Source organism: Kitasatospora terrestris (assembly GCF_039542905.1).
GTDB lineage: Bacteria > Actinomycetota > Actinomycetes > Streptomycetales > Streptomycetaceae > Kitasatospora > Kitasatospora terrestris.
This window is the reverse complement of sequence record NZ_BAABIS010000001.1, coordinates 3,415,323-3,427,988: the sequence shown is the minus strand read 5'-3', so window position 1 is coordinate 3,427,988 and position 12,666 is coordinate 3,415,323. Positions and strand designations below refer to the sequence as shown.

General features: G+C 74.1%; 15 protein-coding genes. 5 read left to right on the top strand and 10 right to left on the bottom strand.

What is annotated here, in order from left to right; translation table 11 throughout:
• Positions 1–3: 3 nt before the first annotated feature.
• Entirely contained in the window at positions 4–558 is a 555-nt protein-coding gene (locus ABEB06_RS15600; protein WP_345697464.1) for a Uma2 family endonuclease, read from the bottom strand.
• A 9-nt stretch (positions 559–567) separates the two neighbouring features.
• Positions 568–1,854, bottom strand: coding sequence for an MFS transporter (locus tag ABEB06_RS15595; RefSeq protein WP_345697463.1), 1,287 nt, complete (start codon positions 1,852–1,854; stop codon positions 568–570).
• 63 nt (positions 1,855–1,917) lie between these two features.
• Between ABEB06_RS15595 and ABEB06_RS15590 the strand changes: the two genes are divergently transcribed.
• The gene (locus ABEB06_RS15590; RefSeq protein ID WP_345697462.1) at positions 1,918–2,874 is read left to right on the top strand and encodes a LysR family transcriptional regulator; all 957 of its coding nucleotides are present in this window, start codon (positions 1,918–1,920) and stop codon (positions 2,872–2,874) included.
• Between the two features lie 401 nt (positions 2,875–3,275).
• On the opposite strand, the gene ABEB06_RS15585 is transcribed toward ABEB06_RS15590, so the two are convergent.
• Positions 3,276–3,683 carry an SRPBCC family protein gene (locus ABEB06_RS15585; protein WP_345697461.1) on the bottom strand — a complete coding sequence of 136 codons (408 nt, stop codon included), beginning with the start codon at positions 3,681–3,683 and terminating at the stop codon, positions 3,276–3,278.
• Entirely contained in the window at positions 3,680–4,015 is a 336-nt protein-coding gene (locus ABEB06_RS15580; protein WP_345697460.1) for an ArsR/SmtB family transcription factor, read from the bottom strand. The genes ABEB06_RS15585 and ABEB06_RS15580 overlap by 4 nt, the downstream gene beginning before the upstream one ends.
• A gap of 113 nt (positions 4,016–4,128) precedes the next feature.
• On the opposite strand from ABEB06_RS15580, the gene ABEB06_RS15575 reads away from it, so the two are divergent.
• Both ABEB06_RS15575 and ABEB06_RS15570 read left to right on the top strand, forming a co-directional pair.
• Positions 4,129–5,277: an adenosine deaminase gene (locus ABEB06_RS15575; RefSeq protein WP_345697459.1), complete on the top strand. Its 1,149-nt coding sequence runs from the start codon at positions 4,129–4,131 to the stop codon at positions 5,275–5,277.
• A 195-nt stretch (positions 5,278–5,472) separates the two neighbouring features.
• Positions 5,473–6,045: a hypothetical protein gene (locus ABEB06_RS15570; RefSeq protein ID WP_345697458.1), complete on the top strand. Its 573-nt coding sequence runs from the start codon at positions 5,473–5,475 to the stop codon at positions 6,043–6,045.
• Between the two features lie 107 nt (positions 6,046–6,152).
• Here ABEB06_RS15570 and ABEB06_RS15565 read toward each other — a convergent pair whose 3' ends face one another.
• Complete coding sequence (locus ABEB06_RS15565) at positions 6,153–6,335, bottom strand: PspC domain-containing protein (protein WP_345697457.1); 183 nt, start codon at positions 6,333–6,335, stop codon at positions 6,153–6,155.
• A gap of 309 nt (positions 6,336–6,644) precedes the next feature.
• Between ABEB06_RS15565 and ABEB06_RS15560 the strand changes: the two genes are divergently transcribed.
• Entirely contained in the window at positions 6,645–7,424 is a 780-nt protein-coding gene (locus ABEB06_RS15560; RefSeq protein WP_345697456.1) for a hypothetical protein, read from the top strand.
• Here ABEB06_RS15560 and ABEB06_RS15555 read toward each other — a convergent pair.
• The 4 genes from ABEB06_RS15555 to ABEB06_RS15540 form a co-directional block, all read right to left on the bottom strand.
• Positions 7,393–8,049 (bottom strand): VanZ family protein, encoded by a 657-nt coding sequence (locus ABEB06_RS15555; protein WP_345697455.1) that lies wholly within the window; start codon positions 8,047–8,049, stop codon positions 7,393–7,395. The genes ABEB06_RS15560 and ABEB06_RS15555 overlap by 32 nt on opposite strands.
• Positions 8,050–8,175: 126 nt before the next feature.
• Positions 8,176–8,523 carry a hypothetical protein gene (locus tag ABEB06_RS15550; RefSeq protein ID WP_345697454.1) on the bottom strand — a complete coding sequence of 116 codons (348 nt, stop codon included), beginning with the start codon at positions 8,521–8,523 and terminating at the stop codon, positions 8,176–8,178.
• Positions 8,520–10,028: an ATP-binding protein gene (locus tag ABEB06_RS15545; protein ID WP_425559775.1), complete on the bottom strand. Its 1,509-nt coding sequence runs from the start codon at positions 10,026–10,028 to the stop codon at positions 8,520–8,522. The genes ABEB06_RS15550 and ABEB06_RS15545 overlap by 4 nt, the downstream gene beginning before the upstream one ends.
• 33 nt (positions 10,029–10,061) lie before the next feature.
• Complete coding sequence (locus ABEB06_RS15540) at positions 10,062–10,739, bottom strand: response regulator (protein WP_345697452.1); 678 nt, start codon at positions 10,737–10,739, stop codon at positions 10,062–10,064.
• A gap of 261 nt (positions 10,740–11,000) precedes the next feature.
• Here ABEB06_RS15540 and ABEB06_RS15535 point away from each other — a divergent pair, with 261 nt between their 5' ends.
• Positions 11,001–11,756, top strand: a complete 756-nt coding sequence (locus tag ABEB06_RS15535; protein ID WP_345697451.1) for a SigE family RNA polymerase sigma factor — start codon at positions 11,001–11,003, stop codon at positions 11,754–11,756.
• 177 nt (positions 11,757–11,933) lie between these two features.
• Here the strand turns inward: ABEB06_RS15535 and ABEB06_RS15530 are convergent, their stop codons facing one another.
• Complete coding sequence (locus ABEB06_RS15530) at positions 11,934–12,578, bottom strand: ATP-binding protein (protein ID WP_345697450.1); 645 nt, start codon at positions 12,576–12,578, stop codon at positions 11,934–11,936.
• Between the last annotated feature and the right edge of the window lie 88 nt (positions 12,579–12,666).

Sequence of the window (12,666 nt, the reverse complement as noted above, 5' to 3'; positions counted from 1 at the left end):
GGCTCAGGCGTAGGTCAGCAGGACGCTGGTGTCGACGGTCCACGGGCCGACCGTGATCGTGTCACCGAAGGCGAACGGTGTCCGGAGGGTGTAGCCGGGCTGGTCGTGGATGATGCCGGTCCCCTTGCGGGGGTCGACCAAGAGGTAGAGCGGGATACCCATGGCGGCGTAGTCGCGGACCTTGTGCTCGTAGTCGTTCTCCGGGTTCGACTTCGACACCACCTCGACCACGAGCAGGACCTCGTGGGGCAGCAGCGCAGGTTTTTCGGCTTCGAGGGCTTCCTCCGCGAACACCATGAGGTCCGGATTGCGCAGCCTGCCGAGGCCGACATCCTCCAGATCGGCACCGCCGTGTGCGATGTGGCCCGGATGGGTCCTCTCGATCTGACTGTTGAGCTGTCGGGCGATCCGGACCACAGCGAGCTCGTGACGACTCACGGGCGACATCATCATGACGATCTCGCCCTCGGCGATCTCGATCTTCCCTATCCCGGGCACCTGCGGGAGCTGGTCGGCGATCTCGCGCAACCGGGCGTACACAGCAGGGTCGATGCTCATGTCCGGAGTCTAGCCACGGACGGGCCGGGGCCGGACGGTCGCGTGGTGGGCGCGGTGGGTGGCGTAGAGGGTGACGGCGGCGGCGAGGGTCATCGCGGTGAGGCCGACCGCGGCGGCGCCGTCCCAGCCGGAGGAGTGGTAGGCGTCGGCGCCGAGGGTGCCGCCGAGGCTGTTGCCGAGGTAGTAGGCGATCAGGTAGAGCGCGGAGGCCTGGGCGCGGCCGTGGGTGGCGGTGCGGCCGACGGCCGAGGAGGCGGTCGCGTGGCCGGCGAAGAATCCGGCGGTGATCAGGACCAGGCCGAGCAGCGCGGCGGCCAGCGAGCCGGCCAGCGAGAGCAGCAGGCCGGCGCCGGTGGTGCCGATGGCCACGTACAGGGTGCCGCGGCGGCCGAGCCGTGCGGTGAGGCGCCCGGCGGAGGCGGAGGACGCGGTGCCGACCAGGTAGACGACGAAGATCGAGGCGGCGAGCGACTGCGGCAGGTTGAAGGGCGCCGAGGTCAGCCGGTAGCCGACCGTGTTGTAGACGGCGCCGAAGACCGCCATGAAGAGCATCCCGAGGGCGTACAGGCGCAGCAGCAGCGGGTTGCGCAGGTGCGTGCCGACGGTGCGGGCGAGGGCGCGGGCGTCCACCGGGACGGGCCGGAAGTTGCGGGCGCGGGGGATGAGCAGCCGGAAGGCGAGCGCGGCGAGCAGGGCGAGCGCGGCGGAGACCGCGAGCCCCCAGCGCCAGCCCCAGGCGGCGGCCGCCCAGCCGGAGACCAGCCGGCCGCCCATGCCGCCGATCGAGTTGCCGGCCACGTACAGGCCCATCGCGGAGGCGAGCGCGCTCGGGTGGATCTCCTCGGCGAGGTACGCCATCGCGGTGGCGGGCAGTCCGGCGAGCGCGGCGCCCTGGACGGCGCGCAGCACCACCAGGGTGGTGAGGTTCGGCGCGAGGGGCAGCAGCAGCGCGATGCCGGAGGCGGCGACGGTGGAGGCGGTCATCACCGCGGTGCGGCCGTACCGGTCGGAGAGCGCGCTGGCCGGGAGCAGGGCGAGGGCGAGGCCGAGGGTGGCGGCGGAGGCGGTCCACGCGGCCTGGCCGGGCGTCAGGTCGAGGTCGGCCGAGAGGATCGGCAGCAGGCCCTGGGTGGAGTACAGCAGGACGAAGGTGGCCACACCGGCGGCGAACAGTGCCAGGTTGGCGCGGCGGAACGCGCGGTCGCCCGGACGGTGGCGCAGGTCGGTTTCCGAGGGCGGGGACGACGGGGTGGAGGCGCCCGCTCCGGCGGGCGCCCCGGTACTGGAGGGCTGCATGGATCGAACGTAGGACCCGCGTCGTTGATGCGTCCAATGCATGGATGATGGAAGATCCATACCGTGACGTATGAGAGCAGCTCGCAGCCGGTCCGCCTCGCCGAGCTCGGCCCGGAGGCCGACGTGACCCGCCTCGCACCGCTGTTGGCCGAGTTCGCGGCGGTCGCCCGACTGGAGCACGTGACGCAGGCGGCCCAGCTGCTCGGCATGCCGCAGCCCACCCTCTCCCGGGCGGTCGCCCGGCTGGAGGCCGAGCTCGGCGTCGACCTGCTGGCCCGTCAGGGGCGCACCGTACGGCTGACCCGGGCCGGCCGGCTGCTGCTCGGCTCGGTCGAGCGGGCCCTCGCCGAACTGGAACGCGGCGCGGACGCCGCCCGGGCGGAGGCCGACCCGGCGGCGGGGCGGGTGGCGTTCGGCTTCCTGCACACCATGGGGACGGACGCGGTGCCCGCGCTGCTGCGGGGCTTTCGCAGCGAGCACCCGCGGGTGAGGTTCCAGCTGGTGCAGGACTACGTCGCCGCGATGCTGGAACGGCTGCGCGCCGGGGAGCTGGACCTCTGCCTGGTCTCCCCGGTGCCGGACGCCCCCGACCTGGTCGCCCGACCGCTCGACGAGCAGCGGCTGCACCTGGTCGTCCCCGCCGACCACCGGCTCGCCGGTCGCCGCCGGATCCGGCTCGCGGAGGTCGCGCGGGAGCCGTGGGTCGCGGTGGAGGAGGGGTACGGGCTGCGGGTGATCACCGACGGCTTCTGCGCGGAGGCGGGGTTCGTGCCGCGGATCGCGTTCGAGGGGGAGGAGGCGGAGACCCTGCGGGGCCTGGTGGCGGCCGGGCTGGGGGTGGCGCTGCTGCCGCCCGCGCTGGTGCCGCGGCCGGGCGTGGTGGAACTGGAGGTCACCGCCCCGCGCACCCGCCGCGCGATCGGCCTGGCCTGGGTGGCCGGCCGCCCGCTCACGCCTCCGGCGACGGCCTTCCGCGACTTCGTCCTCTCCCGCCGCGGCCGCCTCCTCGACCACGACTGACCGGCGGCCGCGCGAAGGCAACCGCGCTGCGCGCGGGCCCGGCGGGACGCCTTTTGCGCTGCGCGCCGTGGGGCCGTCGTGCTGCGCGTTGCCCGGCGGGTTACTTCTGCGCTGCGCGCTGCCTGGCGGGAGGGTGTCCGTCGCGCTGCGTGCGGGCTCGGTGGGGGCGCTTTTGTGCTGCGCGCTGCCTGGCGGGAGGGTGTCCGTCGCGCTGCGTGCGGGCCCGGGGGTGGCTCCTTGCGCGCGGGCCCGGCCGGAGGCGACTACCGCGCTGCGGGGTGTCGGGTTCACCGGCGCGCCGGCCGGGGCGTGCGGACGGCGGCGGGGAGGTCGGGCTGTACCGGCCGAGGCGCCGCACCGTATACGGGCTCCGACCCTGTGCGGGGAGGGCGCCCGGGGCGTCACTCGGCGAGGGTCGCGGCCAGCCGGTCGAGGACGTGCGGCCAGCCGTGGCCCATGCCGTCGAGGGCGCTGCGGCCCAGCGGGGAGTCCAGGTCGAAGCCGGCGTGTTCGAGCAGCAGGCGGGTGCCGGTGCCTTCGGGGACGAGCCGCCAGGTGAGGGTGGTGTCGAGGGTGCCCTCGGCGAAGGAGTAGCGGAGCAGGCGCTCGGGTTCGACGGCGAGCACCTCGCAGGGCTGTTCGCCCCACGGTCCCATGTCGAGGGTGAAGCGGTGGCCGACCTCGGCGCGGACGTCGCCTGCGGCCCACCAGCGGGCGTGCGTCCCGGGGTCGGTGAGGGCGCGCCAGACCTTGGCGGGCGGGTGCGGGAGGAAGCGGTCGAGCTCGATGGTGGGGCGGGGCCCGGTCATGCGGGGGTGTCCTTCTCGGTGGGGGTCGGTTCGGCGTCGAGCAGGTCGGCGAGGGCGGTGAGCCGGCCGCGCCAGTAGTGCTCGAAGGGGTGCAGCCAGGCGCCGACCTGGGCGAGTGGCGCGGGGTCGAGGTGGTAGTAGCGCTGCCGTCCGCGGGGCTCCTCGCGGACCAGGCCGGCCTGGCGGAGGACCTGGAGGTGTTCGGAGACGGCGGGGCGGCTGAGCTCGAAGCGTCCGGCCAGGTCGCCGGCGGCGCGCGGCCCGTCGAGCAGGGCGTCGAGCAGGCGGCGGCGGACGGGGTTGGCGAGGGCGCTGAAGACGTCGGTGGCCACGGCCCGACGATACGTCGGAGATTTCCGACAGGTCAAGCGTCGGAATTTTCCGACATGAGGCGAGGGTGGTGTGGCGAGTGGGAATCTACGCGCGTAGGAGCTACACTCTCGCAATGGAGAAGCAGATCCCTGCCACCGCGGGCACCGCAGCCCCGCGCATTCCCACCCCCGAGCAGATCGTCCGCGCCCCCAAGGTGCTCCTGCACGACCACCTGGACGGCGGGCTCCGCCCCGAGACCATCGTCGAACTGGCCGCGGCCTGCGGCTACGAGGGCCTGCCCACCACCGACCCGAAGGAGCTCGGCGTCTGGTTCCGGGAGGCCGCCGACTCCGGCTCGCTGGTCCGCTACCTGGAGACCTTCGCGCACACCTGTGCCGTGATGCAGACCCGCGAGGCACTGGTCAAGGTCGCCGCCGACTGCGCCGAGGACCTGGCCGCCGACGGCGTGGTCTACGCCGAGGTGCGGTACGCCCCCGAGCAGCACCTGGAGGGCGGCCTCACCCTCGACCAGGTGGTGGAGGCGGTCAACGAGGGCTTCCGCCTCGGCGAGGCCAACGCCCGGGCCCAGGGCAACCGGATCCGGGTCGGCACCCTGCTGACCGCGATGCGGCACGCCGCCCGCTCCCAGGAGATCGCCGAGCTCGCCAACCGCCACCGCGACCAGGGTGTGGTCGGCTTCGACATCGCCGGCGCCGAGGCGGGCTACCCCCCCACCCGCCACCAGGCCGCCTTCGACTACCTCAAGGGCGAGAACAACCACTTCACCATCCACGCGGGCGAGGCGTTCGGCCTGCCGTCGATCTGGGAGGCCCTGCAGTGCTGCGGCGCCGACCGGCTCGGCCACGGCGTGCGGATCGTCGACGACATCACGGTCGCCGAGGACGGCACCGTCCGGCTCGGCCGGCTGGCCGCGTACGTGCGCGACAAGCGGATCCCGCTGGAGATGTGCCCGACCTCCAACCTGCAGACCGGCGCCGCGAGTTCGTACGCCGAGCACCCGATCGGGATGCTCAGCCGGCTGAAGTTCCGAGTCACCGTCAACACCGACAACCGGCTGATGAGCGGCACCAGCGTGAGCCAGGAGTTCCAGCACCTGGTGGACGCCTTCGGCTACACCCTGGGCGACATGGAGTGGTTCACGGTGAACGCAATGAAGTCCGCGTTCCTGCCCTTCGACGAGCGGCTCGCGATGATCAGCGACGTGATCAAGCCCGGCTACGCCGAACTCAAGGCGGAGTGGCTCTTCAGCCCGCGCGCCTGACCCGGACCGGAGGGGCGTCGGGCTGTCGCCGAGAGCCCGACGCTCATCCGACTATTCAGTCCTGGGAGTGACGCGTCTTTGATCCGCGTGCTCGCTTGTCACTACGGTGGGCCAGTCATTGATGACTCGGCGTGACGGCGGCGTCCCAGGCGCCGTCCGAACGCCGGGGCCCGACCAGGACTCGAGGACGCACACATGAAGCAGGCCACTCTGAAGGCCGCCGGTACGGCTGCGCTGGGCGCCGCGATCGCCGTCGTTGCCGCGGGTTCCGCCTCGGCCGCCGCCCCGGGCGGTCTCGGACTGCCGACCAGCGCGCTGACCAACCCCGGCCTGACCGGTGCCGCGACCGGCGCGGTCGCCAAGGTCCCCGGCGGCGACCAGGTCACCCAGGTGGCCGGCACGCTCAACCCGGACGTGGCCGCTCCGCTGGCCCCGGCGCCGGCCGCCCAGGCACCGGCTGCCCAGGCCCCGGCCGCGCAGGCCCCGGCCGCGCAGGCTCCCGCTGCCCAGGCCCCCGCCGCCGAGGCGCCGGCCGCGCAGGCTCCCGTCGAGCAGGCCCCGGCCGCGCAGGCGCAGCTCGCCGACCCGGCCGCCGCGATGCCCGCCATGCCGGACGCTCCCGCCGCCGCCAACCGCGTCGGCGGCCTGGACTCGGTCCCCGGCGGCCAGGGCCTGGCCAAGACCCCGGTCGGCGGCGTGGTCGGCACCCTCAGCGGGCTGAGCCCGACCGGCGGCGGCGCCCCGTCGCTGCCGGGCCTCGGCGGCTGACGCCCGCTCCCCGCACAACGGGCCGAGGGCCGCTGCCGCGCGACGTGCGCGGCAGCGGCCCTCGACCCGTTCCCGGCCACTCCCGGGCGGACCGCCTCCCGGGCGGGTCACGGCTCCTGGGGGAGGAGCAGCCACAGCGCGAGGTAGATCAGGAACTGCGGGCCGGGCAGCAGGCAGGAGAGCAGGAACAGGATCCGGACGGTCCACGGCGTCATGCCGAAGCGCTTGGCGAGCCCGGCGCAGACGCCGGCGATGACGCGGTTGTGGCGGGGGCGGGCAAGCGAACTCATCGGTCACTCCGAGGTGTTGGCCCCGTCCGGACTCTCCGGTGGGCATGACTCCATACTCCCGGCGGCGGCCCGCGCGATCGTCAGCCCACATGCCGATCCGCACCCCCGAGGTATCACCGGGCAGGCCGACCCCGCCCTCAGGGACGAGTCAGGGACGGTCCCTGACACTCCGCCCCGCACCCCGGCCCGAGGGCAAAGGCTTCGTAAAGCGGCGGGCCCCGGCGACCGGCGGGGCACCCCCGGACTGCCAGACTCCGCCTGCCCCGCACCCCCGGGGCACCAGGTACCACCGCAAGGACACCCCGCACCATGCACGCACCCCGGCTCCTCGCCGCCACCCTCGTCTGCTCCGCCGCCCTGGCCGGCCTCACCGCCTGCGGCCCGACCGACGCGAAGAAGAGCACCGACGCCGCCGCCCAGAGCGCCGCCGCGGCCCCGAGCAAGGCCCCCGCGCTCGGCGACCTCACCGCCGCCGAGATCATCAAGAAGGGCCAGGAGGCCAGCGCCAGGGCCACCTCGGTGAAGCTCACCTTCGATCTCACCAGCGAGGGCCTCCACCTCACCGGCGCGGTCGCCCAGGACGCCACCGGCAACTGCGTCGGCCAGGTCACCTACGGCGACAAGGGCAGCTTCGACCTGCTGCGCACCGGCGGCAAGATCTGGCTGAAGCCCGACGCCAAGTTCTGGCAGGTCATCGCTCCGGAGGCGGCCAAGGCCGGGGCCGGCAAGTACCTGGCGGGCGACGCGAACGGCCCGCGCCTCAAGGACCTCGCCACCTTCTGCGACCTCGGCCTGGAGTCGCTGAAGAAGGTCGGCAAGAACGACGACGGCACCGACGACACCGCCGGTGCGGTCAAGGGCGCGCCGAAGCAGGTCGGCTCCCTCAAGGCGGTCGTGGTCACCGACGCGGCCGACGGCGAGAAGTCCGAGGTCGCCTTCGCCGCCGAGGGCGAGCCCTACCTGCTGCAGCTCTCCATCACCGGCAAGGAGCCCAGCACGATGACGTTCTCCGACTTCCAGCAGCCGGTCACCGTCACCGCTCCCGCGGCCGCGCAGGTCATCGACGCGGCGAAGTACCTGAAGGGCTGAGCCCGGTGAACGACGGGGCCGGTCCCGCGGGCAGTGCCGAGCGCCGCCCGCGGGACCGGCCCCGGCCGTCTGCCGGGGCGTCCGCCACCGGGACGGGGGCCGCCGGGACGTGGGCCGCGCGTCCGCGGCGGTGCAGCAGCGCGGCCCGGACCGCCGGGACCAGCGCCAGGTGGGCGAGGGCCGCGCCGAGGGTGCCCAGCAGGATGTCGTCCACGTTCAGGACGTGGCCGGGCACCGAGCCGCCGAGGATCTCCAGCCCGGTGGCCAGCAGCGCCGCCGTGCCCGTGGTGCGCAGCAGGGACGGGAACCAGGACACCCGCAGCCGCCCGCCGGCCAGCGGCAGCAGCACCCCGACCGGGGCCAGCGGCAGCAGTCCGGAGGCGAGCTGGACGGCACCGGCGAGACCGCGGGTGGCCAGCGCCTGCTCGACCGAGGCGAGCGGGGTCAGGTTGGCCGGGTAGGTCCAGCTCACCGACAGCGGGCGGAGCGTCAGCCAGCCGAGCAGCAGCAGGTGGAGCGCCAGCAGGACCCGTGCCGTCGTTCGCAGCGGTCGGGACGCTCCCGGTCCCGCTGGTCGGTCGCCGGTCGGAACGCCGGTACGCGCGGTGGTGCCATGTCGGTGCACGTACCGGAGGACGCGGTCCGCTTCCGGCCGGTTCCCACCGGTGACCGCGTCACCCGGATGCCGGTCGCCCGGCCACCGGGCGCCGTCGCGCACCGGGGCACGGGCGCGCCGGTCGGTGCGCGCCGGTCAGGGGCAGCGGCTGCCGGACGGGCTGGGGGAGGCGCTGAACACCGGAGCCGGGGACTTCGGCGGGCCGGGCGTCTTGCCGGCCGGCGTGGTGGCGGCGGTGACCGCGGGGTCGGCGGACGGGACGCCGCCGCTCTCGCCGGGCGCGGCCGTCCCGGGCGGCGCCACGGACGGGACCGGGGTCGGCGCCGCGCTGGTGGCCACGCTGGGGACCTGGACCGGGTTGGGGCAGGCCGTCCGGCTGGCGGGGGCGCCCGCGTCCACCGGCACGGCGGTCGGGCGGATCCCGCAGCCGGCCAGGGCCAGCAGGGCGAGGACGGCGATCGGGAGGGCGCGGCCGGGGGTCACTGGGTGCCCTCCTTCGGGTTCTCGGCCCGGTCCGGGTCGGTGGTGGGCGGGGTGAGCGGCAGGACCAGGGTGAACACCGCGCCGCCCTGCGGCCCGTTGGCGGCGGTGATGGTGCCGCCGTGTATCTGCGCGTTGGCCATCGCGATGGACAGGCCCAGGCCGCTGCCCTCGGAGCGGGCCCGGCCCTTGTCGGCCTTGTAGAACCGGTCGAAGACGTGCGGCAGCACGTCCTCCGGGATGCCGGGTCCGCTGTCGGAGACCTGGACCACCACCGAGCCGTCGGCCTCCCGGACCCTCACCCGCACCGGCGAGCCGCCGTGCTTGAGCGCGTTGCCGATCAGGTTGGCGAAGACCACGTCCAGGCGGCGCGGGTCGACCACGGCGAGGACCCCGCGGGGCGCGTCCACCTCCACCGCGTCGTACCAGGCGCGCCCGTCGATGCAGGACATGATCAGGTCGGCGATGTCCACCTCGTCGGCGACCAGCTTGGCGGTGCCCGCGTCGAAGCGGGTGACCTCCATCAGGTTCTCCACCAGGTCGGACAGCCGCCGGGTCTCGCTGACCACCAGCCGGACGGCCGGCTCGATCATCGGGTCCAGCGCGTCGGCCTCGTCCTCCAGGATGTCGGTGACGGCCGTCATCGCGGTCAGCGGGGTGCGCAGCTCGTGCGACATGTCGGCGACGAACCGCCGGGACTGCGCCTCGCGCGCGCTCAACTCCGCGACCTGCTCCGACAGCGACTCCGCGGCCCGGTTGAAGGTCCTTGCCAGGTCGGCGAGTTCGTCGCCGCCCTCGACCTCCAGCCGGGTGTCCAGCTCGCCCTCGCCGAGCCGTCGGGCGGCCTCGCCCAGCCGCTTGACCGGCCGCAGCACGGTGGCCGACGCGGCCTGCGCCAGCAGCGCCGAGCCGATCAGCGCGAGCAGGGTGGCGATCGCCAACGACCAGCCCAGGGTGTTGAGATCGGCCCGCTCGTTCTGCAGCGACTTGAACATGTAGGCGGTCGGCCCGGTCGGCACCACCTTCGTCCCGCCGACCACGTACGGGCCGTCCAGGTTCACCCGCTGCCAGTACAGGTGGTAGACGTACGGGTTGCCCGGACCGATCTCCCGCGGCCGACCCACCTGGGTGGCCAGCGGGCCGGGGACCTGCGCGGTGGTGAAGCGGCCCGGGTCGGAGGAGGCCACGCACTCCGGGTGCGCCTCGTCGACCACCACCACGTCGTAGTTCAGGCCCGAACTCGCGACCTGCACGGCGAGGTTGGCCAGCTCCTGGCAGGAGGCGTCGAGCGGCAGCGCGGAGACGTTCCGGGTGAGCGACACCCGGAAGTCGTTCAACGCGGTGTCCTGGGCGCGCTTGAGGACCGCGTCCCGGTTCAGCCAGTACGCGATCCCGGACGCGGACACCGCGGTGACCAGCGCCACCACGGCGAACACCGCGATCAGGCGCACCCGCAGGGAGCGCAGCCGACGGCGCGCCCCGGCGCGCGGACGGTGCGGAGCAGACAGGTCGGTCACCAACAACTCGCAGGGCTCGGAAAGTTACGCGGGCGGGTCCAGACGGTACCCCACGCCGCGCACGGTGCGGATCAGAGTCGGCGCCGAGGGCACCTCCTCGACCTTCGCCCGCAGCCGCTGCACGCACGCGTCGACCAGCCGGGAGTCGCCCAGGTAGTCGTGCTCCCAGACCAGCCGCAGCAGTTGCTGCCGGGAGAGCGCCTGCCCCGGGCGGCGGCTCAGCTCCAGCAGCAGCCGCAGCTCGGTCGGGGTCAGCTGCAGGTCCTGGCCGTCCTTGGTGACCGTCATCGCCGAACGGTCGATCACCAGGCTGCCGTAGGCGGCGGAGTCGGAGCTCTCCCGCTCGCCGCGGCGCAGCACCGCGCGGATCCGGGCGTCCAGCACACGCGGCTGCACCGGCTTGACCACGTAGTCGTCCGCCCCGGACTCCAGGCCGACCACCACGTCGATGTCGTCCGAGCGCGCGGTCAGCAGGATGATCGGCAGCTGGTCGGTGCGGCGGATCCGCCGGCACACCTCGAAGCCGTCGATGCCGGGCAGCATCACGTCGAGCACGATCAGGTCCGGACGCTGCTCCTTGAAGAGCTTCAGGCCGTCCTCGCCCGAGGCGGCGGCGGCCACGCGGTGGCCCTGGCGGGTGAGGGCGAGTTCGAGGCCGGTCCGGATGGCGTCGTCGTCCTCGATCAGAAGCAGGAAAGGCACGGGCTCATTCTGACCCAAGCGGAGCTCCGGAGCACCCACCCGGAGCAACCCGGGAACCGGACGGTTCCCGTCGTGCGTCCGCGCCAGTGGCAGCGGTGTGGACGAAAGTCCCGGGCCTTGTGACAGCGCTGTGACAGTCGGCGGACACCGCCATGACGTCGACCGGGCAGGATTTTCCTTGTCGCCGGAACAACGCACCAGGTCACCACCGGTGCGACGGGGACCGGAAGATACCGCTCGTACCGATCATGGGGGTGCACGATGACCGCAACGCTGATGAACCGCACCGCGACGCGTTCAGCCATCGGCTCGGCCCGGACCCGGTTCGAGGTGCGCACCGACCGGGCCTCCGGTTCGGTCGTCGTGCGGGGCTGCACCCACACCAACCGCACCCGCCGCCCCGGCCTCGCCGTGGTCGAGCCGGTCGCGGAGCCGGTGGCGCAGCCGGTCGTCGAGTCCTTCGCCGCGCCGGTCGAGACCGCCCGCGGGACCGACAACATCGTCGAGTTCACCGCCTACGTGCGGGAGCGCCGCGCCGCGCTCTACGCCACCGCCTACCACCTGACCGGCGACCGGTACGAGGCCGAGGACCTGCTGCAGAGCGCCCTGTTCTCCACCTACCGCGCCTGGGACCGGATCACCGACAAGGCGGCCGTCGGCGGCTACCTCCGCCGCACCATGACCAACCTGCACATCTCCGCCTGGCGGCGCCGCAAGCTCAACGAGTACCCGACCGAGGAGCTGCCGGAGACCGCCGGCGACACCGACGCGATGGGCGGCACCGAGCTGCGCGCCGTGCTCTGGCAGGCGCTGGCCAAGCTGCCGGAGAACCAGCGGACCATGCTCGTCCTGCGCTACTACGAGGGCCGCACCGACCCGGAGATCGCCGACATCCTCGGCATCAGCGTCGGCACGGTGAAGAGCTCCATCTGGCGCGCGCTGCGCCGGCTGCGCGAGGACGAGCAGCTCAACCGCACCGGTGACACGGTGCACGCCTTCGGCGAGCTGGTCGCCTGACGGCCGGCACGGGACTCCCGTCGGGGGACGGGTGAAGAAGGGCTCGGGCGGCACCCGGTTCGGGGGGACCGGCAGCCGCGGGGGGAACCCGGCCCGAACAAACGGAACGGACCCGGTGCGGGGGAGAAGCACCGGGTCCGTTCCGTCGTCGTGCTGCCGCGGGACGGCGCGGGGGCCTCAGACGCGCAGCGCGCGGGCCTCCTGGCGGGCGACGGCGTGCACCCGGCGCTCGGCCTCCAGGCCGTCGCAGGCGTAGGCGCCGAGCTCGACCTGGCGGGCGACGATGCCCCGCTCGGCGCGCATCAGGCGGACGCCGCGGCGGACCAGGTAGGGGACGGACTTGCGGCCCTCCCGGACATCGCGGCGGAAGCGGCGCCAGGCGGTGGTGAGCGGGCGGTTGCGCAGGCACAGCGCGTCGCCGAGCAGGTGCTCGGCCCGGCACTGCTCGGCTATCTCGGCGGCGAAGATGCCCTCCGCGATGAACGCGGGGGCCTCGCCCAGCTCCAGGGTGTGGGTGCCGACCCGGCCGTTGTCCGGGATCGAGTAGACCGGGACCTCGGCGCGGCCGGTGTCCACCAGCTGCCGGATGGCGGCGAGCGCGTCCTCGCGGTGCCAGGAGAGCGGGGAGTCCCAGTCCGTGCCGCCGTCCTCCGGGAACTGCGGGAGGGTGGGGTCGTCGCCGTCCTTGTAGAAGTCGTCGAGCTGGAGGACCGGCAGGCCGGTCCGCTCGGCCAGCGAGGACTTCCCCGAGCCGGACGGACCCGAGAGCAGGATGACGCGGGCACGTGCGGCGGTACGGCGGTTCAGCGGGAGGTCACTCACGAGACACCAGTCTGACGTATCGCCCGGCCCGTGCGATACCGGGCGGACCGAGATGTTCGCGACAGCGGCCGGACGACGCTGCCCGGAC

What these genes read in the sequence shown, in the direction of transcription:
- ABEB06_RS15560 (WP_345697456.1), top strand. Translation starts at nt 6,645, where the DNA reads ATGCACGCACCCCGGCTCCTCGCCGCCACCCTCGTCTGCTCCGCCGCC.
- ABEB06_RS15570 (WP_345697458.1), top strand. Translation starts at nt 5,473, where the DNA reads ATGAAGCAGGCCACTCTGAAGGCCGCCGGTACGGCTGCGCTGGGCGCC.
- ABEB06_RS15595 (WP_345697463.1), bottom strand. Translation starts at nt 1,854, where the DNA reads ATGCAGCCCTCCAGTACCGGGGCGCCCGCCGGAGCGGGCGCCTCCACC.
- ABEB06_RS15585 (WP_345697461.1), bottom strand. Translation starts at nt 3,683, where the DNA reads ATGACCGGGCCCCGCCCCACCATCGAGCTCGACCGCTTCCTCCCGCAC.
- ABEB06_RS15535 (WP_345697451.1), top strand. Translation starts at nt 11,001, where the DNA reads ATGACCGCAACGCTGATGAACCGCACCGCGACGCGTTCAGCCATCGGC.
- ABEB06_RS15575 (WP_345697459.1), top strand. Translation starts at nt 4,129, where the DNA reads ATGGAGAAGCAGATCCCTGCCACCGCGGGCACCGCAGCCCCGCGCATT.
- ABEB06_RS15600 (WP_345697464.1), bottom strand. Translation starts at nt 558, where the DNA reads ATGAGCATCGACCCTGCTGTGTACGCCCGGTTGCGCGAGATCGCCGAC.
- ABEB06_RS15565 (WP_345697457.1), bottom strand. Translation starts at nt 6,335, where the DNA reads ATGAGTTCGCTTGCCCGCCCCCGCCACAACCGCGTCATCGCCGGCGTC.